This is a genomic window from Thalassospira sp. ER-Se-21-Dark, from assembly GCF_017922435.1.
GTDB lineage: Bacteria > Pseudomonadota > Alphaproteobacteria > Rhodospirillales > Thalassospiraceae > Thalassospira.
In genome coordinates, this window is record NZ_VDEZ01000003.1 from 532,190 (window position 1) to 553,152 (window position 20,963).

The 20,963-nt window shown below is 56.5% G+C and carries 17 protein-coding genes; 9 read left to right on the plus strand and 8 right to left on the minus strand.

The genetic code is table 11. The features are described 5' to 3' along the window. Window positions 1-73: 73 nt before the first annotated feature. The 4 genes from FHI25_RS15110 to FHI25_RS15125 all read right to left on the minus strand — a co-directional run bounded on the left by FHI25_RS15110 (window position 74) and on the right by FHI25_RS15125 (window position 8,342). Entirely contained in the window at window positions 74-1,525 is a 1,452-nt protein-coding gene (locus FHI25_RS15110) for a TolC family protein (protein WP_210519086.1), read from the minus strand. 1 nt (window position 1,526) lies between these two features. Next, on the minus strand, window positions 1,527-4,718 hold the full coding sequence (locus FHI25_RS15115) for an efflux RND transporter permease subunit (protein ID WP_210519088.1): 3,192 nt from the start codon (window positions 4,716-4,718) through the stop codon (window positions 1,527-1,529). A 2-nt stretch (window positions 4,719-4,720) separates the two neighbouring features. Then, entirely contained in the window at window positions 4,721-5,887 is a 1,167-nt protein-coding gene (locus FHI25_RS15120) for an efflux RND transporter periplasmic adaptor subunit (protein WP_210519090.1), read from the minus strand. A 343-nt stretch (window positions 5,888-6,230) separates the two neighbouring features. Continuing rightward, window positions 6,231-8,342: a methyl-accepting chemotaxis protein gene (locus FHI25_RS15125; RefSeq protein WP_210519092.1), complete on the minus strand. Its 2,112-nt coding sequence runs from the start codon at window positions 8,340-8,342 to the stop codon at window positions 6,231-6,233. 370 nt (window positions 8,343-8,712) lie between these two features. Between FHI25_RS15125 and FHI25_RS15130 the strand changes: the two genes are divergently transcribed. Next, the gene (locus tag FHI25_RS15130; RefSeq protein ID WP_210519094.1) at window positions 8,713-9,621 is read left to right on the plus strand and encodes an AraC family transcriptional regulator; all 909 of its coding nucleotides are present in this window, start codon (window positions 8,713-8,715) and stop codon (window positions 9,619-9,621) included. Between the two features lie 65 nt (window positions 9,622-9,686). Here the strand turns inward: FHI25_RS15130 and speB are convergent, their stop codons facing one another. Continuing rightward, window positions 9,687-10,742, minus strand: a complete 1,056-nt coding sequence (gene speB / locus FHI25_RS15135) for an agmatinase (RefSeq protein WP_210519096.1) — start codon at window positions 10,740-10,742, stop codon at window positions 9,687-9,689. Between the two features lie 166 nt (window positions 10,743-10,908). Here speB and FHI25_RS15140 point away from each other — a divergent pair, with 166 nt between their 5' ends. The 3 genes from FHI25_RS15140 to FHI25_RS15150 all read left to right on the plus strand — a co-directional run bounded on the left by FHI25_RS15140 (window position 10,909) and on the right by FHI25_RS15150 (window position 13,177). Continuing rightward, window positions 10,909-11,817 carry a LysR family transcriptional regulator gene (locus tag FHI25_RS15140; RefSeq protein WP_210519098.1) on the plus strand — a complete coding sequence of 303 codons (909 nt, stop codon included), beginning with the start codon at window positions 10,909-10,911 and terminating at the stop codon, window positions 11,815-11,817. 164 nt (window positions 11,818-11,981) lie between these two features. After that, entirely contained in the window at window positions 11,982-12,851 is an 870-nt protein-coding gene (locus FHI25_RS15145; RefSeq protein ID WP_210519100.1) for an AzlC family ABC transporter permease, read from the plus strand. Next, entirely contained in the window at window positions 12,848-13,177 is a 330-nt protein-coding gene (locus tag FHI25_RS15150; protein ID WP_197146586.1) for an AzlD domain-containing protein, read from the plus strand. The genes FHI25_RS15145 and FHI25_RS15150 overlap by 4 nt, the downstream gene beginning before the upstream one ends. 75 nt (window positions 13,178-13,252) lie before the next feature. Here the strand turns inward: FHI25_RS15150 and FHI25_RS15155 are convergent, their stop codons facing one another. The 3 genes from FHI25_RS15155 to FHI25_RS15165 form a co-directional block, all read right to left on the minus strand. Next, the gene (locus FHI25_RS15155; protein WP_008889778.1) at window positions 13,253-14,848 is read right to left on the minus strand and encodes a peptide chain release factor 3; all 1,596 of its coding nucleotides are present in this window, start codon (window positions 14,846-14,848) and stop codon (window positions 13,253-13,255) included. Window positions 14,849-14,951: 103 nt separating this feature from the next. Continuing rightward, window positions 14,952-15,989: a permease gene (locus FHI25_RS15160; RefSeq protein WP_210519102.1), complete on the minus strand. Its 1,038-nt coding sequence runs from the start codon at window positions 15,987-15,989 to the stop codon at window positions 14,952-14,954. A 51-nt stretch (window positions 15,990-16,040) separates the two neighbouring features. Continuing rightward, complete coding sequence (locus tag FHI25_RS15165; protein WP_063089224.1) at window positions 16,041-16,364, minus strand: metalloregulator ArsR/SmtB family transcription factor; 324 nt, start codon at window positions 16,362-16,364, stop codon at window positions 16,041-16,043. A 160-nt stretch (window positions 16,365-16,524) separates the two neighbouring features. Between FHI25_RS15165 and FHI25_RS15170 the strand changes: the two genes are divergently transcribed. Genes FHI25_RS15170 through arsJ form a run of 5 tightly spaced genes read left to right on the plus strand, consistent with a single transcriptional unit; the run spans window position 16,525 to window position 20,727 of the window. Next, on the plus strand, window positions 16,525-16,857 hold the full coding sequence (locus FHI25_RS15170) for a metalloregulator ArsR/SmtB family transcription factor (protein ID WP_210519104.1): 333 nt from the start codon (window positions 16,525-16,527) through the stop codon (window positions 16,855-16,857). Window positions 16,858-16,889: 32 nt separating this feature from the next. Beyond that, window positions 16,890-17,402 carry an arsenate reductase ArsC gene (locus FHI25_RS15175; protein ID WP_210519106.1) on the plus strand — a complete coding sequence of 171 codons (513 nt, stop codon included), beginning with the start codon at window positions 16,890-16,892 and terminating at the stop codon, window positions 17,400-17,402. Window positions 17,403-17,425: 23 nt separating this feature from the next. Beyond that, complete coding sequence (gene arsB / locus FHI25_RS15180) at window positions 17,426-18,457, plus strand: ACR3 family arsenite efflux transporter (protein ID WP_210519222.1); 1,032 nt, start codon at window positions 17,426-17,428, stop codon at window positions 18,455-18,457. 12 nt (window positions 18,458-18,469) lie between these two features. Then, window positions 18,470-19,495, plus strand: coding sequence for an ArsJ-associated glyceraldehyde-3-phosphate dehydrogenase (locus FHI25_RS15185; protein WP_210519108.1), 1,026 nt, complete (start codon window positions 18,470-18,472; stop codon window positions 19,493-19,495). A 5-nt stretch (window positions 19,496-19,500) separates the two neighbouring features. Then, window positions 19,501-20,727, plus strand: coding sequence for an organoarsenical effux MFS transporter ArsJ (gene arsJ, locus FHI25_RS15190; RefSeq protein ID WP_210519110.1), 1,227 nt, complete (start codon window positions 19,501-19,503; stop codon window positions 20,725-20,727). Window positions 20,728-20,963 lie beyond the last annotated feature (236 nt).

Below are 20,963 nucleotides of genomic sequence, written 5' to 3' on the forward strand. Positions count from 1 at the left end.
GCCAAAGACCTAGGATGAACGGCGCCGAAACTCAAGCCACAGTTTGCTGATATGTGCTTTGCCGCAACAGGTTCTAGCCATTCACAAGCGTCACACCGGCCTCGTTGGCATAGCGTTCAACATCCTCGACACTCAGTCCCGCGGCGCTATAAAGATTGATGGTTTCAAGTTCCAGATCGGTCTCGGAATCGGCCAGTGATTGCAGGGATGTGGTCAAGCTGCGCTGGGAATCGAGCACATCAAGAAAGTCCGACAGGCCCTGTACATAGCGCACCCGTGACTGTTCAAAGGCTTCACGGTGATATTGCACTGATGCAATCAGGGAATCGCGCTGTGCCACCGCCCCGACATAACCGTAAATCGCACTTTCGACTTCTTCAATCGCGCTCAGAAGCGTCTGGCGAAAGGTCAGGAAGGCTTGTTCGGCCTCTTCCTCGGAAACGGTGATATTCGCACGCCGTTCGCCGCCATCATACAGGGTCGCATCAATCAATGCGCCGATAGCGGCCATCGCTGTGCGCACAATCGGGCCGGTGCCATAGCCGGTCACACCAAGGGCAAGTGATCCATCAAGGGATAGTTCCGGATAAAGCGTTGCGGTTTCCACCCCGATTTGCGATGTCGCGGAAATCAGAGCCAACTCGGCCGCACGCACATCTGGCCGACGGCGCAGCAAATCGGCTGGGATGCCAATTGGCGGGCTGCTTTGAAATTCGGGCAGTGGCGATGCATCCAGCAACAAATCACGATGGGTTCCCGGCTGTGCGCCGACCAGAATGGAAATCGCATTGATCGAACGATCAATCGTGGTTTGCAGGATCGGAACTGTCGCCTCAAGATCGGCGACCTCAGCGCGTGCCCGAGAAAGATCAAGCTCGGAACCAAGACCGGTCTGCAAACGCACCTGCACGATGTTGCTGGTCTGGCGTTGCAGATCAAGCGAGTCCTGCAAAAGGGCCAAGCGCCGCTGCGCCCCGCGCAGTTCGATATAGTTGCGGATGATGTCGGCAATCATTGTGCGATAGACATCTTCGCGCAAATAGACCTGTTGCAGATAATCGGCTTCGGCGACTTCTTCCTCGCGGGTTTGACCGCCCCAGATATCGGCAGTCCAGGACAAATCAAGGCCAGCACCATAGCCCATATCGGTCACCTGATCGCCATTGGCGCGGCTGGAGGTCGACCGACTGGCCGATCCGTTAACCGATGCGCCAACCTGTGGCCCATTGGCCCCGGCAACGCCACGTGCAGTCGCCGCAGCCGCACGGATGCGACTGATTGCGATCTGGAGGTCGATATTGTTTTCGACCCCTTCATTAATCAGACCATTTAAAACCGGGTCGGTGGTGCTTTCCCACCAGCGGTCCTGTTTGCTTTGATTGGCGGCAATCACCGGGATTTCCGGGGTGTAGGCGCCGACAAGGTCGAAGTTTGGCGCGGTATAATCCGGCCCGACAGACTGACAGCCAGCCAGCACGACTAGAAGGGCAATTCCCGAAATCGCAGAAATGTGAGGATTATTCATATTACTTCGCACTTCCTTGAAGACCATCACTTCCGGGCTCATTCGCCACATGTGATGCAGCTTCGCCGTGATCAGGAATTGCTTCTGCCGCGCGCAGTTGGGATTGCAGTTTCTTGCCACCATCAGCGCGGGCTGACACCAGTGGCGCGAGCAGTAGATACAATACCGGGGTCAGAAACAGGGTAAAGACCGTGGCAAACCCAAGACCGCCAAACACCACCCAGCCAATGGCTGCGCGTGCTTCGGCCCCAGCGCCTGAGCCAAGAACAAGGGGCAAGCCCCCCAGAACGGTCGAAATCATGGTCATCATGATCGGGCGCAAACGCACCATCGCCGCATCATGCACCGCTTCGCGCACGGATTTTCCGGCATCGCGGAGCTGATCAGCAAATTCGACAACCAGAATCCCGTTCTTGGCCATCAGGCCGACCAGCATCACAAGCCCGATCTGGCTGTAGATATTGATCGAGGTGCCACTGAGCGCCAGCGCATAGATCGCGGCGGCCAAACCAAACGGCACGGTCAACACCACTACAAGCGCGGAGGTAAAGCTTTCGAACTGCGCGGCCAGAACCAGCAACACCACAAGAACCGCAATCAGGAAGGTGATCTGCACATCATTGGCTGTTTCGCCAAGGGCCGCGGCATTGCCAAGGAACAGGATGCCGACACCGGGTGGCAGCAACTGATCACCGACCGTGTTCACATCCGCGACCGCCTCGGCCAGGGTATAGCCCGGTGCGAGGTTGGCTGAAATGGTCACAGCACGTTGTTGCCCTTCGCGTTCAAGTTCGGAGGCAACGGCTTCTTCGGTCAAGGAGATGACAGAAGACAGCGGCAGGATGCGGCCATTGGTGCCGGTGACGAACAGGTTTTCAAGGTCCGACGGATCATTGATGCTGCCCAGCGCACTGCGCAGTTTAATGGGCACATTCTGGTCATCGACATTGATTTCGGTGACTTCGTATCCTTCGATCATCGCACGTAGCGTGGTATCAAGTTCTTCGATCGGGATGCCGAGATCAAAGGCGCGTTTGCGATCAATATTGACCAGAAGCTGCGGCTGGGTGGTTTGATAGGATACCCGAAGGCCGGTGAGGCCGGGATAGTTTGCCTCGATCTCCTGCTGCATGACGCGGGCATTTTCGGCCAGCGTGCGATAGCTTGTCCCGGTCAGGGCAAATTCTAGTCCCTCGCCCGTGCCGCCGCGCAAGCCGAGACTGTTGGGCTGCCAGACATAAGCCTGCACACCCGGAAGGGCATTCAAATCCCCACGGATGGATGCGGTAATTTCCTGCTGCGAGCGGCTCCGTTCTTCCCACGGTTTTAGCGGGGCGATCACAAGAGCGCGGTTCGGATCCCACAGGCCGACAATGGTGTAGATGTTATAGGCATCGCCGGCCTCGACCACCGGGCGCAGGATGTCTTCAACCGCCTCGACCTGACGGTCCATATAGTCGATGCCGACCCCGTCCGGCCCCCGCATGGAAACAAGAATACGTCCGCGATCCTCATCAGGCAGCAATTCCTGCGTCACGTTGGTGTAGACACCAAAGGCAAGCCCACCGGCAACGACACAAATCATCACGGTAATGATCGGGCTGCCAAGGGCAGCTTCGAGAATGCGGCGATAAATCCCGGCGCAGAAGAAGCCGAAACGCTCCAGCATGTTGGGCGCATCATCGGCCTTGCCATCATGCGGATCGATATGTTTCAGGCGCGATGCCAGCATCGGGCACAGCGACAAAGCGACAAACGATGACACCGCCACCGCAAAGGCCAGCACAAAACCGAATTCGCGGAACAGACGCCCTGCTGTACTTGGCAGGAAGGAAATCGGCACGAACACCGAAATCAGCGTTAGCGTCGTGGCGATCACGGCAAAGAACACCTGGCGCGAGCCGAGCACTGCGGCGGCCATGGAGCCCAGCCCCTGATGACGGCGGCGCTGGATATTTTCGAGCACAACAATCGCGTCATCGACAATCATGCCGGTTGCGAGAACAAGTGCGAGAAGGGTCAGGATGTTGATCGAAAAGCCCATCGCCCAGATGGCGGCAACCGTACCGATCAGGGCAATCGGAATAGTGATGGTCGGGATCAGCGTCGCGGTAAAGGATCTGAGGAACAGATAAAGCACCCCGATCACAATCGCGATGGCAAGACCGAGACTAAAGATCACTTCCCACAGCGCGCCTTCGATAAAGACCGCATCGTCGGAGTTCACGAAAACATCCAGGTCGTCATATTGATCGTTAAGGCGTTCAACGACATCGCGCACGCCATTGGAAATCGCAATCGTGTTGGATTGTGCCTGACGGGTAATACTCAGCCCGATCACCGTGCGCCCATTGAGGCGCACATAGGACGTCGCATCATCCGGTCCGTAATAGATATCGGCGACATCGCCCATCTGGACACCGTCACGCACCAGCATCTGGTTCAGTCTGTCGACCTCCCAAACGGACGCATCGGCACGGACAAACAGTTTCTGATCGGATGATTCAAAACTGCCGGCGGGAATATCAAACTGGGCTGTGCGCAGAAGGTCGGCGACATCCTGGACCGACAGGCCATAACTTGCCATGCGCAGCGGGTCGATGCGCACATGCAAAACGCGTTCGCGGTCCCCGTTAACCCCGACTTCCGCCACACCCGGAACCGACAGCAAGGACGGGCTGATCTGGTCTTCGACGATGTTGGCGAGTTCTTCCTCGGTCAAGCTGTTGCTGACCACGGCAATGCGCATGATCGCACTGGCATCGGCATCGGCCTTGACCACACGAACGTTTTCCACCCCGTCGGGCAGGCTGCGTTCGGCGCGGCTGATGGCTTCGCGAATGTCGCTGGCGGCATCGTTGATTTCAACATCCGGGTAGAATTCGATGCGAATGCGGGCGTTGGCCTCTTCGCTTTGCGAACTGATTTCCTTGATGCCACTGACACGCGATGCCGCACTTTCGATGATCCCGGTGACTTCGGAATCGACCGTTTCCGGCGATGCGCCGTCATAGTCCGCAGTCACGGTGATGGTCGGGCGGTCGACATTGGGCAGTTCGCGAATTTCCACACCCAGCATCGCGGCAAGACCGGCCAGGATGATCAGCATCGACACCACACTGATCAGAACAGGGCGTCGGATACTCAGCGATGCAAGATCGTTATGATCGTGATTTTCGGTTCCTGTCGTCATGATCAGGACCCCTCGCCAGCGCCTTCGCGGGTGGCAACGCCGCCCGCCTCAGACGGCGCATTTTCAGGCGCGGGGTTATCGCCGCGAATGGTTGCCGAAACAGTCCGGCCCGGACGCAAACGAAGGACACCCTCCACCACGACCAGATCACCCTCGGCAATCCCGCCATCCAGAAGGATCCGGCCATTGGTCCGTTTCACAACACGGACGGGAACGCGCGAGACCTTGTCTTCATCATCGATCCGCCAGACATAGGTGCCTTCATCGCCCCACAGGACCGAGATTTCGGCAACGGCGGGATATTGTTTGCCTTCGATATCGACATAAACCGCAAACGACATCCCGGCAAGCAAGCGACTATTGGGGTTTGGCACCCGGGCGCGCACGGCAAAGGTGCGACTTTCGGGGTCGATGCGGCTGCCAATAGACTCAACCACGCCGGTGAATTCTTCGCCCGGCAGGCTCCAGGTTTCAACCCGGACAGACTGGCCGGGACGGACATTGTCGAACCGGGTTTCGGCAACTTCGAAATCGACCAGAATGCTTTCGATATTATCAAGCGTCACAATGGCAGTGGAACTGTCTACACGGTCGCCCGCCTCAATCTGCGGAATGCCGACGATACCGTCAAACGGGGCCAGAATGGTACGGTCGGCCAGATTGACCTCTGCCTGATCAAGGGCGATGCGGGCCTCGGCCAGGGCGGTGCGGGCACTGTCGACTTCGCTTTCGGCAACAGCACCCAGCGGACGCGCCTTTTCATAGCGGGCAAGAAGTTGTTCGGCATCACGGGCCTGAACAGCGGCAAGATCGCGGGCAAGGCGTTCGCGATCAGAGTCCAGAATGACAAGAACCTGTCCTTCGGTCACCTTGTCACCGGCGCGTACAAGCACATCTGCAACTTCGCCCGACACGGCTGGATAGATCGAAACACCTAGTGCAGATTTGCCCGTGCCGACCGCTTCGACAACGGTCTTTTCATCCATCAGGCTGGCATATTCGGCAATCACCGGAAGACTGCGTTCGCCGCCACCGCGCTGCCCGGTGCTTGCGGGTTGCGCATCGGGCGTGATCAACGCCGTGATGTCGTCTTTGGCAAAGATATAGGCAGAGGCCGCAACAACAATCAGTGCGACACCTGCGATCAGAAGCGTTGATTTACGCGCCATCACATTGATACTTCCAAGTCGGGCTGACCAAACAACCTTACTGCAAATGACACTGTTCCCGCGCCGGGAAAGTGCCGGTATTTCAATTCAGTACCGAATAGTAGGCTTTATGCTTTTGATGAAATACCGTTGCCCCGAACGATATTGCAACCCGCCCGTGAGAACCACACAAAAAGTGTATCAGAAACGTCGCAGTTTGTATCTTAACTGCTGACAAATCCTGCGTTTTGCGCCGATAGCACTGGCCAAATGCATTGGGCCTGCACACCCTCTATACGGTGCGCAGGCCCTTGTTGTTCAATTTTGAATTTCAGCCGTGAAACGGCGGGCTTATGCCAACAAATCAGGCGGCACCGCGCTGTTGCGTTTGCGGGAAGACCACCAGATTATCATCGTGCCATATGGTGGTGTCGTTGGCGTTGTCGTCAGCGGCATCTGCGTCTTCGTTGCCAGCGGCAGAGGCCACTGCGCGGTCAAGGGATGCTGTGAGCTCGGTCACATTTCGATCAACTTCGTCGGCACGACGATTAAGATCAAGGCTGAGCTTGCGGGTGACTTCGATGTCTTCGGATACCGCACCGATCGCGGTCGCAACATTGCGCACCGCATCGCCAGCAAGGGCGATGGCACCGGTAATTTCCTCAGTCTCGCGGCGCTGATGTTCAACATCGCCTGCGACCTCTTCGGAAATCGACATCATCGACCGCACGGTGACCCCGACATCCTCCATCGAGGCAACACAGCGATCCGTAACAGCGCCCATGGCGTTGACATGTTCGGTGATCTGCTCAGTCGCGCGTTCGGTCTGACTGGCAAGGTTTTTGACCTCTGCCGCGACAACGGCAAAGCCCTTGCCGGCGTCACCGGCACGGGCCGCCTCGATGGTGGCATTAAGCGCCAGCATGTTGGTCTGTCCGGCAATGCCGCGGATCAGGTCGACAATCTGTTCGATGCTGGTGGCGACTTCACGCAGGTCGTCGACGGCCTTTGCCGATTCCTCGGTCGAGCCGACGGCACTTTGCGCGATGTCGCGTTGATGTTCGACCCGGTTGGCGATCGAGACGATGGCTTCGCGCAGACGGTTGGCTGCATCGCCGATGGCATTGGAGTGCGACTGGCTGTCGTGTGCGGCACTGGTTGCGGTTTCGGTTTGACCGGTGACGCGTTCGGCGGCGGCCGCGACTTCGACCACGGCTTCGCGCATGCGGGTCACCTGATGATTGACTGATTTGACAAGACCGGTGGTCTCGCCCTCAATCGTTTCGGCCATCGCACCAAGGGATGCGCGACGTTTTTCTTCTTCGATACGCTGAAGGGTGATGCGTTCCTCGGCCATTTTTTCGATCTTGAGCGCGTTTTCGCGGAAGATCGCGACGGTGCGCGACATCGCCCCGAATTCATCACGGCGCTTGATATCGGCAAGGGCGATATCGGTGTCGTTTTCACTGAGCCGGGTCATGTCACCATTCACCCGACGCAGCGGACGCAGGATGCTCATTGCGATGCCAAGCGCAAGGGCGACGGCAATCAGAACCCCGATGGCGGCAACCACGATGTTGGTCAGGGCCGAGTTTTCCGACTGATTATGGGCGGCCTCGACCAGGGCGGTTTGATTGGTCATGGCATCCGTTCGGATATTCTGAGTGATGGTCTGGACTTCGCGGACGGCGGATTTGAAGTCATCCATCGATTGGCGGAACCCGGCGATGGAGGCTTCGAGCTGGTTCGCACCCTGTTTCAGCAAATCGTTATCGCGGATCGCGTAGGAGAACAGCTTTTTCTCGTTACGCGTCAGGCCATCAAAGGACGCTTTGATTTCTTCCTGAAGATCGGTCAGGGCCGAGGTCTGCGTGCGGGCGGCATCTAGTGAGTCCGCGGTGCGCAGGATCGGGAATTGCAGGGAATTGACGATGGCAGCCAAGTTGGCCGCGCCAAGCTTGTCTGCGTATTTCTCGGCAATCACCGGATCGCGTTTGGCGATGAAATCTTCAAGCTGGCTTGCGGATTTGCCAAGCTGATTGGCGCCAAGCAGCATGGTTTCCGATGCCGCCGACAGGTTTTCCGCCCGCAGCACAAGCGGTTCCAGCGTTGCGATGTAATCGGCACTGAGACTTTCTAGCGCATCTGCGCGATCACTATCGCCGTTTTGACGCAGTTGGGTGACGAGGGTCGCACCGCTTTGCTCGGCCGCCTGGCGCATGGTGGTGATGCCTTCGCGATCCGTCGGATCGACCGTCTGGGCAAATAACAGGACCTGGTTGGAAAGACGTTCCAGACGCAGCGCATAGTCATTGGCAAGCCCGACCAGACCAGTACTTTTGGCAATGCGATCTGCATGCGCGCCAAAGCCCAGAAGATAGGTTGATGACAGGGCGGACAGGCCAACCAGCAGAACAACCAGAACAAAGAAACCGGCGAAGATGCGCGATCCAATACGAATGCGATCAAGAAACATGGGACATCCAAACAGCAAAATTTATGTTTGGCGCGATTCATACATGTGTGCAGGGCGCGGTTTTGTAACAGTTGGATGAAACCCGCATTTGTCGATCAAACAAGGTGCCGGATGGTCATTTGCGCTGCGCAAAACAACGTTCCGACCACCCGAAAATGTTCATATGAACATCGCATTATACAATTGGACGAAGGTCATTATCCGTTTCGAAGGGCTTCAAACCAGCAGACTTCCCAAAATCAACCGCGACTCGACCCTCTGTCGCGAGGTTGCGAAGGCCTCCGGCGGCTTTTTGGAATGATGCCAATTAAAATGTCACGATGACAATATTGTACAAGCTGGCACCCGGCCTTGGCGTTATAATGGCCCGATGAATAGTGCTGCGCGACAGAACACGGCAGCCCAGCGTCGCCAGACGTCATCGCGACCGGCGACCGGCCGCCCCCGCGAGATTGCCCGCCACTGGCGGGCAGCCGACGGCATTGATATGTTCGAAGCCGATTACAAGAATTTCTCTTTCCCCAAGCACAGCCACGATTATTACGCGTTTGGCACTGTCCTAAACGGGGCGGAGCGGTTTACCACCCGCGGGACAAATTATGTCGCCGCGCGCGGGCAGCTTTTGATGATGAACCCGATGCAGGTGCATGATGGCAGTCCGGCATCCGAGGATGGCTATCAATACCAGATCATGTTCATCGATCCGAAGGTGTTTGGCGATCTGGTGACGGAGCTTTCGCCCAAAAACAGCGGCCTGCCGTTTTTCGGGTCCTGTGTCGTCAACGACCCGGAATTGCATTTGCAACTGCAAGGCCTGCACCGACTGTTTCGCCCGAATGACGATGGCAGCAACGGCAGCAACAGCTTGTTGGAACGCGACAGTCAGCTTCTTTATAGCGCCGCCCGCCTTGCGCTGCGCCATGCCGATGCCCCGCCCTATCTCTATCAGCCGGGGTCAGAGGACAAACGCGTTCGGGCGGTGATTGACTATATGGCAGCGCATCTGGATGCCAATATATCGCTTGATGATCTTGCCATGATTACCGGGCTCAGCCGGTTTCATTTGTTGCGCGTGTTTCGCGCAGCAACCGGGCTTCCGCCGCATACCTATTTCAATCACATGCGGTTGCGGCGCGCCAAGCGGCTGTTGTTTGACGGGGCAAGCATTGCCGATGCGGCAGCCGCCACCGGCTTTGCCGATCAAAGTCATCTGAACCGGCACTTCAAGGCGATGTGGGGTGTCAGCCCCGGCGCGTTTATCGCAAGTCTTGATCCCTAAACCGGCAAAAATCGACATCGCCTGCCCGGCATACCGATAGACTGGGCAGGCGACATCAGTTGTATTTACGCGCCAGCTTCGCGGCGTTTCAACGCATCGACCACCAGACACAGTTCTTCGAACAGGACCTGTGCGGCGATATGGGCGGTGTTGGTGGTGGCATCATATTGCGGGGCGACTTCGACAACGTCGGCACCGACAAAATCAAGCCCCTTGAGCCCGCGCAGGATCGCCAATGCCTCGCGCGAGGTGAGGCCACCGACCTCTGGCGTGCCGGTCCCCGGTGCAAAAGACGGATCAAGGCAATCAACATCAAAGGACAGATAGACCGGGCCATCGCCGACCACTTCACGAGCCTTGGCGATCACGGCATCAATGCCCATTTTCGGCACTTCTTCGGCGTGGATCACAGTCATGCCGCTGTCATAGGAAAATTCCCAAACATATTCCGACGCGCCGCGAATACCGATCTGGATGGTGCGTTCGGGATCAAGGACGCCATCCATCACTGCTTCACGGAACGGGCCGCCATGATGGAATCGCGAACCGTCATAGGCCCCACAGGTATCGCAATGGGCATCAAGATGGATCATGCCAACCGGGCGATCCTTGCCCACCGCCTTCTGGATCGAATAGCTGATCGAATGATCGCCACCGACCGCAATCGGAATGACGCCAGCCCCGACAATCTTGCTGAAATAGGCTTCGATATCCTCGTGACAGCTTTCAAGCGAATAGCGGCTTCTGAACGGGACATCGCCAATATCGGCAATGCGCGCCATGGCACCGGGCACCATGCGAAGGACATGCTCATACGGACCGATGCGTTCGATATTACGCACCGCACGCGGGCCAAGACGGGCACCGGCACGGTTGCTGACACCAAGATCCATCGGCACCCCGACGAGTGCGACGTCAAGGTCTGCGAAGTTGTCAGTTTCGGCATCAGCAAAAAATGGTGCATCGAGGAAAGTCGGCACGCCAGCAAAGGGCCATTTGCGCCCGCCACTTTCGGAAAACTGCGATGCCGCCACTTCGCGGAAATGCGGATCAAAGATGTCGGCACCCTTGGCGTTGCCGTATTTTTCGCGCAGTTTTGCAAGCTTGTCGTCGGTGAACATGGGACCTCCTGAAGAGGCGCATCGGCTCGATACGATCTGAACCAATGGCCGGATGTTTTTGTTGGCCCGATCAGATCAAATTGCGCGACCGTTAAAAATCACGTATTTCTGAACTTTACTTTGGTAATTCCCAAAGTAATGACCGCTTACCCATGGACCCCGCCCGATGATCACGGAACAGGCCGATCTCAAGCTTTTGCGCATCTTCCTGACCATTGTCGAGGCCGGGGGGTTTGCCGCGGCGCAAAGTGATCTCAATCTGTCACTTTCAACAATTTCAAGCTATGTCACCGCCCTTGAAACACGGCTGGGCTTCACGCTGTGCAAACGCGGGCGGGGTGGTTTTGCCCTGACACGCGAAGGCCAGGTGGTGTTTGAAGAGGCCCACCGGCTGTTCAAATCGGTCGCGCAATATGAAACCAAGATGCGGGCGTTGCGTGACAAGCTGAGCGGTACACTGACCATCGGGCTTACCGACAACACCATCACCGATCCGGGGGCACGGCGGATCGAAAAGACCATTGCGCGGTTTATGGAACGCGCACCGGATGTGACGCTGAATGTTGTGACCTATCCGCCCAATGACCTGCTGCGTGAAGTGGTGACCGACAATATCCAGATCGGCATATGCAGCTTTCCAAAGACCGTTCTGGGTCTGCGCTATATCCCGCTTTATGACGAGATCCACCGGTTCTATTGCGGATCAGACCATCCGCTTTTTGCGCTGGATGATGCGGACATCGATATTGATGAAATCCGGCGTTATCGCCTGATCGGGCGCAAATCCTGGCTGGGTCGGGATTTGAAGGAATTCGCGATTTCGCGCCCGCATGCGACCGTCTCGGACATGGAGGCCGAAGCACGCCTGATCCTGTCAGGCGCCTTTTTGGGCTATCTGCCCGAACATTACGCCAGGCAGTTTGTCGAGGCCGGGCGCATGCGCATGGTGCTGCCGGATCGGTTGAAGGTCAAAGTCACCTTTCAGGCAAGCCTTGATGACAGCAAACAACCCGATCCGATCACCAAGCTGTTCCTTGATATGCTGATCGCCGATTTTGCCGCCGCCCCGGATTGAATTCGCCCCCAAAAGCGGCAATAGCAATATCGTCCAATACCGATGATGTGATATCGCCGATGATAGAGCCTGAAATAATGGCTCCTCGCCCACCAGATTGAAGACAAAACAGGTACCGGCAACCGCAAAAGAACCGGCACCAACAACCACAGGAAACGTCGGAAATGTCACGCCCCGGACAGGCCGAAAGTCAGACCGAGAACCAGACCCAAAACCAGCCCCAGAGCCAACCCGAGATCGGGCATTTCGACGCGGACACCATCCGTCGCGGTGCCCTTGCCTGCCTGCCGCTTTTGCCCAGCACCATCATCTTTGGTGCGGTGCTTGGGGTGCTGGCCGCACAGCGCGGATTGTCGCTTGGCGAGCTTTTGTTCATGAGCCTGGCCGTGTTTGCCGGATCGGCACAGTTCGTGTCGGTCGATCTTTGGCGCGAAACCATTCCGAGTGCGACCATCATCATCGCAACGGCGGTGATCAATATGCGCTATATCCTGATCGGGGCGTCGCTTCGCCCGGTGTTTCGCGGTCGTCCGCTGTGGGTCAAGGTGACCGGCATGCATATGGTCGCCGATGAAAACTGGGCCGTGTCGATGACGCAAAAGGATTTTGCCAATCCGGGTTTTTTGCTGGGCGGCGGGATTTTCCTGGGCGTGGTCTGGGCGACCGGCAATACGGTGGGTTACCTTCTGGGCGGGGGTATTCCCGATCCGGAGGTTTATGCGCTTGATTTCGCTTTTACCGCCGTCTTTGCCGCGCTGACTATTGGCATGTGGAAGGGCAAGGTTGACCTTTTGCCATGGATTGCCGCCGCGATCGGGTCAGTTATTGGCCATTACACCTTGCCCGGCACCTGGTCGATCCTGGCTGGTGCGGGTGCGGGTGTCCTTGTCGCCGCCCTGACTTGGCGCGAAGACATGGATGATGACAGCCTTGAGGCCGAGTTTGCCGTTGAAGGCCGGGATGCCTATGGCGCGCCCGAAGGCACAAACGCCGCCAAACCTGCGACGGAGACTGCAATGGAGACGGGCCAATGACCCAATTCCCCGATCTGACAAGTTTCAGCCTTGAGGCCGTTCTGACCATCCTTGGCATGGCGGCGGTCACCTATGGTATGCGTCTGGGTGGACTTTTGATGGCAGACCGCCTGCCGCAACATGGCCGCTGGGCGCATGTGCTGGAACGCCTGCCCGGTGCGGTTTTGATTTCCGTCTGGGTACCCAGCGCCCTTTCGGCAGGTGCGATTGGCATTGCCGGGGCAGCCGCCACCGTGATTACCATGGCGCTTGCGCGCAACCTGTTTGCCGCGATGGCGGTGGGCATGGTTCTGGTCGGTGTCGGCCGGTATTTCATCGGCAACTAGACAACCGCCGAAGACCCGCAAAGAAAAAACCGCCCGGATCAGGGGCGGCTTTTTGCATTTGGCTGCGTGCGAAAGTTACGCAGCAATCAGGTTCTGTTCGCGGGTGGCTTCGAATTTGAGGTTCGGCCAGTCGCGTTGTGTGGTTTCAAGGTGCCAGGCGTTGCGCGCAATAAAGACCAGTGTTTCGTCATGGTCTTCGAACAGCGCCGACTGGTTGGCATCCCGGAATTTCTTGATTTCAAGCGGATCATCGCCCACCACCCAGCGGGCGGCATAGGCAGGCGTCGGTTCGAAATGCACCTTGATGCCGTATTCGGCCGAGATGCGTTCCTTGAGAACCTCAAACTGAAGCTGTCCGACCACGCCAACGATCCAGTCCGCCCCCATCATAGGTTTGAAGACCTGGGATGCGCCTTCTTCAGCAAGCTGTTCAAGCGCGCGCTGAAGGTGCTTGCCCTTGAGCGGATCATCAAGGCGGACTTTCTGGAGCAGTTCCGGGGCAAAGGCCGGAACACCGCGGAAGCGGAGGTCTTCGCCCTCGGTCAGGGTATCGCCGATACGCAGCGTGCCGTGGTTCGGAATACCGATGATGTCGCCCGGCCAGGCTTCTTCGGCAATATCACGTTCATTGGCAAAGAACAGCATCGGGTTATGCACGGCCATCAGTTTGCCTGCGCGCACATGTTTAAGCTTCATGCCACGTTTGAAATGGCCAGAGCACAGACGAATGAACGCAATACGGTCACGGTGGTTCGGGTCAATGTTGGCTTGTACCTTGAACACGAAGCCGGCGACCTTTGGCTCGACCGCTTCGACAAGGCGCGTTGCCGCTTCTTGCGGGCGCGGGGTCGGTGCGATTTCGCCAATGCCGCGCAACAATTCACGCACGCCAAAGTTATTAACTGCCGACCCGAAGAAGACCGGGGTCAGATGCCCTTCGCGGTAGCTTTGCAAATCAAATGGCGGGCAGATTTCGCGCACCATTTCGACTTCTTCGCGCAGCTTTTCCAGAAGGTAATCCGGGATCAATTCATCAAGCTTTGGATCATCAAGCCCCTTGATCGGGATGGCTTCCTTGACGACGTTGCCGCCTTTTTCCATGAACAGAAGCTGATCATTGACCAGATCGTAGCAGCCATGGAAATCACGGCCCGAGCCAATCGGCCAGGTAACCGGCGAGACATCAAGGGCAAGATCCTGTTCGATCTGATCGATCAGTTCGAATGAATCACGGGCTTCACGGTCAAGCTTGTTAACGAACGTCGTGATCGGCACGTCACGCAGACGGCAGACCTCAAACAGCTTGCGTGTCTGGGCCTCGATGCCCTTCGCACCGTCAATCACCATGACAGCCGAGTCAACGGCGGTAAGCACGCGATAGGTATCCTCGGAAAAGTCTTCGTGGCCCGGCGTATCAAGCAGGTTGAAGATATTTTCTTCGAACTCGAACGTCATGACCGCAGAGGACACGGAAATACCGCGATCCTGTTCGATCTTCATGAAGTCCGAACGGGCACCCTTTTGTTCCTTTTTCGCCTTCACTGCACCAGCCATCTGGATGGCACCCCCGAAAAGAAGCAGTTTTTCGGTCAGGGTGGTTTTACCCGCATCCGGGTGAGCAATGATAGCGAAGGTACGGCGACGCGATACCTGCTTGTCAATCATCGACATGGTTATCAACTTTAATCCGATATGAATTTCTTGGCGCGCAATGTAGCGATTTTTAACGTCATTGCCACCGTGAAATCATCATATCGGACATGAAGCGGGCGGTTTAACCCAGCCAGGCTTGCGAAATAACGCCAATTGCGAACGAACCGACCAGCGCATAAACCAGATACAGCGCAAAGACCGGCTTTTTGACCAGCGCAAAAACGGCAATCGCCGCCGGGATCGACGACACACCGCCTGCCACGAGAAACGCCATCGCCGCCCCCGATTGCATGCCTTGCGCAATCAGGCCTTCCATGATCGGAAGCGCGGCATAGCCATTCAAATAGGCCGGAACCCCGACAAGGGTGGCAATCGCAATCGGGCCAATCCCGTCACCGCCAAGCAATCCACTCACACTTTCGGCCGGGACATAAGCGACCATTATGCTTTCAAGCAGGAAGGCAAAGGCGATCCACTTGCCCAAAAAGATCATGTTGGCAATCGCAGACGATCTGAACTTTTTGACCCGTTCATCATCGTGCCAGAATTTCCAGACAACCGCCTTGTGCGAGCGGACCTTGGCCCCGCCGCAGCCACCATTGCCCACCCCGTCACGCAACGGATCGGCAAGGAAGCCCCGCGACCCCAGCCATAGGGTGACAAAGCCACCCATCAGACCAAGACCAATCGCCGAGATCATTTTAATCACCGCAAATTCCGTCCCAAGCGTGCCCGCAGTCAGAACAAACATCGCCGGGTCAATCACCGGACTTGCCAGCCAAAACGCCATGACCGGTGCCAGTGGAACCCCCATGGCAAGCAGGGCAGCAATCAGCGGGATCACCCCGCAAGAGCAAAATGGCGACAGCGCCCCAAAGGCCGCAGCGGTAAACACCATCCGCACAGGCCGCCCGGCGAAGGCACGCGAAATCAGGTTATCGGCCCCGGTTGCCGTCGCGTAGGCGGCAATACCGATTGAGAGCACCAGAAAAGGTGCCGTGCCAACAAAGGACTCAGCCGTGAACTGCAAACTTGGGACAAATTGCGGCGCGTCAAAGATAAAGATCGTGGCAAGGATGATGCAGGCTGCCAGCAAAACCCGGTCTGTTTGTCGGGCAGTAGTGCCGATGCGGCGCAATTGAAATGTCAGGGCACTCATATCCATATCCCTAGAAAATTAGTTATATTGACCCAAAAAAAGAGGCCCGACCTAACAGGCCTTTTCCGTTTCACCGGCGACATCAAGATCAACACCGCTGCAACATTCATCGGTGATGAAGCCGACAAGATCGCGCATGACATCGAAATCCGCCCGGTTACGGGTTTCGCGGCCCAATTTTTCCTGTTTGACCAGACCAGCCTGAACCAAGGTGCCGAGATGATGGGAAAGGGTCGATGCCGGAAGGCCAAGCACCCGTCCGATATCGCCAATATTAAGTCCCTCGTCCCCGGCCTTGACCAGCAGACGGTAGATTTTCAGGCGGGCTTCGTGGCCCAATGCGGCAAAGGCCGGTGCAATGGTTTTTTCGCTCATACTTTTATTATAACTATATTTATAGTTATTTAAACAGATTTTCTAAAAATCCCGTATCTGGCTGATTCAAATATCCTTTTACCGTCGCACTTGGGCATGACCATCACTGCAATACAAATGTCACTTGCCAGCAATTCCATATGTCGATATTTCCCGACATATGGAAACAAAACACGCAATCAGTGCCCTTGGCGCCCTGGCACAGGAACACAGACTGGCAGCATTCCGCTTGCTGGTCCGGGCCGGGAATGACGGTATTGCCGCAGGCGAACTGGCCCGGCAGATATCCATTCCGCACAACACCATGTCATCACACCTGACCACACTTAGTCAGTCAGGGCTGATTACCAGCACCCGCGAAGGCCGGTCGATCATTTACCGGATCGTTCCCGATGCCATGCGCGATCTTCTGGGGTTTCTTGCCGATGACTGCTGTCATGGCCGTCCGGAACTTTGCGGGATTGTTCGGGCAACAGACAAAGACTGCTGTTAGTTCACAACGCCTTTTACAGAGGATGAAACGACATGTCTGGTGGTACCTATAACGTGCTTTTCCTGTGCCGTGCCAATTCGGCACGCAGCATCATGGCCGAAGCCATCCTGAAAAAAGAAGGTCATGATCATTTCTTTGGCTATAGCGCAGGGTCACACCCGCGCGGCGAAATACATCCCTATGCGCGTGACCTTCTGGAAAGCCTGGGTCATGACATGACGACGTTTTCCTCCAAAGACATGGAAACCTATTCGGGGCAGGATGATATCAAGTTCGATTTCGTCTTTACGGTTTGTGATGCCACGGCCAATGAAGACTGCCCGATTTTTCCCGGTTCGCCGATGACCGCCCATTGGGGCGTGCCCGATCCGGCAGAAGCCGAAGGTAGCGAAGCAGAAAAACGCCTGGCATTTGCAGAAACCTATCGCATGCTGCGCAACCGGATTTCGATCTTCACCAGCCTTCCGTTCAAGTCGCTTGACCGGATGTCGCTTCAAAGTGAACTCGACAAGATCGGCAAGACCATAGACCGCGAGGACGTATGACCACCAAGGAAAAAGACAATGCCATGGGTTTGTTTGAACGCTATCTCACCGTATGGGTTGCGGCCAGTATCATTGTTGGCATCCTGTTGGGTGAGTTGCTCCCAAGCCTGTTTCAGGCGATTGGCAATCTGACCGCCTACGAGATCAATCTTCCGGTGACGGTTCTGATCTGGCTGATGATCGTGCCGATGTTGATGAAGGTCGATTTTGGTGCGCTTCATGAAGTCGGCCGCCAATGGCGCGGGATCGGTGTGACGCTTGGTGTGAATTGGCTGATCAAGCCATTTACCATGGCGGCCCTTGGCTGGTTGTTTATCGGCTTTCTATTCCGTCCGCTTTTGCCCGAATCACAGATTGAAAGTTATATCGCCGGCCTGATCTTGTTGGGGGCTGCCCCCTGCACGGCAATGGTGTTTGTCTGGTCACACCTGACCAAGGGGGATGCGAACTTTACGCTGACCCAGGTTGCGCTGAATGACACGATCATGATCTTTGCCTTTGCGCCGATTGTGGCCTTGTTGCTGGGCATTTCGGCGATCACCATTCCTTGGGAAACGCTGACCATTTCGGTTGTGGCGTTTATCGTTATTCCGGTGATTGTTGGCCAGATCATCCGAAACCGCGTCATGAAAGGCGGGGTCGCAGCGTTCAACAGCTTTGATGCCAAGCTCAAACCCGTATCGATGATTGCGTTGCTCAGCACACTGGTTTTGCTGTTTGCCTTTCAGGGACAACAGATCATTGCCCAGCCGATGATCATTGCCCTTCTGGCGGTGCCGATCATCTTGCAGACCTATTTCATTGCCGCCATCGCCTATGTCGCCAACAAGGTGCTGGGTGTGGAACACAAGATCGCCGCCCCGTCTTCGATGATCGGGGCATCGAACTTCTTTGAACTGGCTGTGGCGACTGCCATCGGGTTGTTTGGCTTTTCATCGGGTGCAGCCCTTGCCACCGTGGTTGGTGTGCTGGTCGAAGTGCCGGTGATGCTGTCGCTTGTCGCCATTGCCAACCGAACCCGTGGCTGGTTCACCCCATCAAAAATTGCAAACTAACGGAGCCCTGATATGAGCCGCAAAATCCGCATTGGCATCAATGGTTTTGGCCGTATGGGCCGCCTGGTTCTGCGCGCAGGATGGGGTCACCCGGACCTTGAATTTGTCCATATCAACGAAATCAAGGGCGGGGCTGTTACCGCGGCCCACTTGCTGGAATTTGATTCGGTCCATGGCCGCTGGGGCAATGGCGTTGCCTGCATAGACGATCATGTAGTGATCGATCAGACGCACAAGATCAGTTTTAGCGAAAATGCCACGCCGGGTGAAACCGATTGGGTCGGCATGGGATGCGACCTTGTTCTGGAATGCACCGGCAAGTTCAAAACACCCGAAACGCTTCAGCCCTATTTCGATCAGGGTGTCAAAAAAGTCATCGTTGCCGCCCCGGTCAAGGAAGGCGCGCTTAATATCGTTTACGGCGTGAATGACGATCTTTATGACCCAACGCAGCATCACCTTTTGACCGCGGCGAGCTGCACGACCAACTGTCTGGCACCGGTGGTCAAGGTCATGCATGAAAAGTTTGGCATCGTGCATGGATCGATCACCACCATTCATGATGTGACCAACACCCAGACGATTGTCGATCTGCCGCACAAGGATTTGCGCCGGGCGCGGTCGTGCCTGCAATCGCTGATCCCGACCAGCACCGGGTCGGCGACCGCGATCACAATGATTTACCCGGAACTCAAGGGCAAACTGAACGGTATTGCAGTACGTGTCCCGTTGCTGAATGCGTCGCTAACCGATTGCGTGTTTGAAGTCGCCGAGGACACCGATAATGAGACCGTCAATCGCCTGATGCAAGAGGCATCTGAAACCTATCTTGCCGGTATTCTTGGCTATGAAGAACGCCCGCTGGTCAGTGCCGATTACCTCAATGACAGCCGGTCTTCGATTATCGATGCCGGATCGACGATGGTGATCGACAAGCGGCAGGTCAAAATCCTGGCCTGGTATGACAATGAGTGGGGATATGTCTGCCGGATGGCGGATCTGGCGGCCAAAGTCGCGCAACACCTGTTGGGGAAATAGCAAAGATGTCGGCCGCAATCCGCAACTATGCGCTGGTCACCGGGGCCTATTGGGGTTTTACCCTGACCGACGGGGCACTTCGTATGCTGGTGCTGTTGCACTTTCATGCGCTGGGCTATTCGGCATTTGAAATCGCGCTGTTGTTCATCCTGTATGAAGTGGCAGGCATCGTCACCAATCTGGTCGGTGGATGGCTGGCGCAGGCACGCGGATTGCGCTTTACCCTGTTTGCCGGGTTGGCATTGCAAATTGCATCGCTGACCGCCCTTTCATTTACCAACCCCGATTGGCTTCCCGCGATCTCGGTCGCCTATGTCATGGGGCTTCAGGCGGCATCGGGGGTGGCCAAGGATCTTACCAAGATGTCGAGCAAATCGGCGATCAAGGTTCTGGTCCCGGCCCATGCCGAGGGGGCGCTTTTCCGTTGGGTCGCGCTTTTGACCGGATCGAAGAACGCGCTTAAGGGTGTGGGCTTTTTCATGGGGGGTGCGTTGCTGTCCTGGCTTGGCTTTTCAGGTGCGCTTTTGGCGATGGCAGCGGGTCTTGCCCTGACCCTTGTGGCGGTTGCCATATCGCTCGGCTCTGCGATGGCAGGACCGGCAGGCGCGATGAAGCCGAAATTTCGCGATGTCTTTTCGCGTGATCGCAAGATCAATGTGCTGTCCGCCGCCCGGCTGTTTTTGTTTGGATCGCGCGATATCTGGTTTGTCGTGGGCCTGCCGGTGTTTCTGGCGTCCGAGCTTGGCTGGGGCCATATCGAGGTCGGCAGTTACATGGCGCTTTGGGTGATTGGATATGGCTTTATTCAGGCCATTGCGCCCAAAATGCTGCGTGCCAAAACCCGCGAACCGGATGGCCGCACCGCGCAAATCTGGATTGCCGCCCTTATTGCCGTGTCTGCTGCTATTGCTATTGCCATCACGCAGGACTTTGCCCCGGAACTTGCCGTTCTGGGTGGGTTGCTGGTGTTCGGGATTGTCTTTGCGGTCAATTCATCGCTGCATTCCTACCTGATCCTAGCCTATGCGGAGGGCGACAAGGTCGCGATGAATGTCGGGTTCTATTATATGTCGAACGCCATCGGACGTTTGACCGGAACGGTGTTTTCGGGGGTGGCGTATCTTTATGGCGGGTTGGTCGGATGCCTTGTGACATCAATCGCGTTTTTAACGCTCGCCTGGGTGATCAGTGCCGCCCTGCCATCGCGCTCAGCGACACCAACGCACGGTTGATTGGAAAAAAACTTCCTTCGCAGATGCGGGATAAATACCTGAAAAGACTCATAAACCGAATTCATGAAACTTTAATCGCGCAAAAAGCCGTGACAAGACACTGCATATAGGGGTACGATTCCAACTAACGGTCAATAACTGGACCGCAGGAGGAGTTCCCGAGTGCCGCGAAAAAGCGTCTTAAACCGAGAATTTTCGCCCCCCGGATCGCACATGCAACATGCTGTGACCGGCGG

Excerpts from the sequence above, each read along its gene's own strand:
- arsJ (WP_210519110.1), top strand. The coding sequence starts at position 19,501 with ATGTCGGCCGCAATCCGCAACTATGCGCTGGTCACCGGGGCCTATTGG.
- FHI25_RS15110 (WP_210519086.1), bottom strand. The coding sequence starts at position 1,525 with ATGAATAATCCTCACATTTCTGCGATTTCGGGAATTGCCCTTCTAGTC.
- arsB (WP_210519222.1), top strand. The coding sequence starts at position 17,426 with ATGGGTTTGTTTGAACGCTATCTCACCGTATGGGTTGCGGCCAGTATC.
- FHI25_RS15185 (WP_210519108.1), top strand. The coding sequence starts at position 18,470 with ATGAGCCGCAAAATCCGCATTGGCATCAATGGTTTTGGCCGTATGGGC.
- FHI25_RS15120 (WP_210519090.1), bottom strand. The coding sequence starts at position 5,887 with ATGGCGCGTAAATCAACGCTTCTGATCGCAGGTGTCGCACTGATTGTT.
- FHI25_RS15170 (WP_210519104.1), top strand. The coding sequence starts at position 16,525 with ATGGAAACAAAACACGCAATCAGTGCCCTTGGCGCCCTGGCACAGGAA.
- FHI25_RS15150 (WP_197146586.1), top strand. The coding sequence starts at position 12,848 with ATGACCCAATTCCCCGATCTGACAAGTTTCAGCCTTGAGGCCGTTCTG.
- FHI25_RS15130 (WP_210519094.1), top strand. The coding sequence starts at position 8,713 with ATGAATAGTGCTGCGCGACAGAACACGGCAGCCCAGCGTCGCCAGACG.
- FHI25_RS15140 (WP_210519098.1), top strand. The coding sequence starts at position 10,909 with ATGATCACGGAACAGGCCGATCTCAAGCTTTTGCGCATCTTCCTGACC.
- FHI25_RS15115 (WP_210519088.1), bottom strand. The coding sequence starts at position 4,718 with ATGACGACAGGAACCGAAAATCACGATCATAACGATCTTGCATCGCTG.
- FHI25_RS15160 (WP_210519102.1), bottom strand. The coding sequence starts at position 15,989 with ATGAGTGCCCTGACATTTCAATTGCGCCGCATCGGCACTACTGCCCGA.
- FHI25_RS15155 (WP_008889778.1), bottom strand. The coding sequence starts at position 14,848 with ATGTCGATGATTGACAAGCAGGTATCGCGTCGCCGTACCTTCGCTATC.
- FHI25_RS15145 (WP_210519100.1), top strand. The coding sequence starts at position 11,982 with ATGTCACGCCCCGGACAGGCCGAAAGTCAGACCGAGAACCAGACCCAA.
- FHI25_RS15175 (WP_210519106.1), top strand. The coding sequence starts at position 16,890 with ATGTCTGGTGGTACCTATAACGTGCTTTTCCTGTGCCGTGCCAATTCG.
- FHI25_RS15125 (WP_210519092.1), bottom strand. The coding sequence starts at position 8,342 with ATGTTTCTTGATCGCATTCGTATTGGATCGCGCATCTTCGCCGGTTTC.
- FHI25_RS15165 (WP_063089224.1), bottom strand. The coding sequence starts at position 16,364 with ATGAGCGAAAAAACCATTGCACCGGCCTTTGCCGCATTGGGCCACGAA.
- speB (WP_210519096.1), bottom strand. The coding sequence starts at position 10,742 with ATGTTCACCGACGACAAGCTTGCAAAACTGCGCGAAAAATACGGCAAC.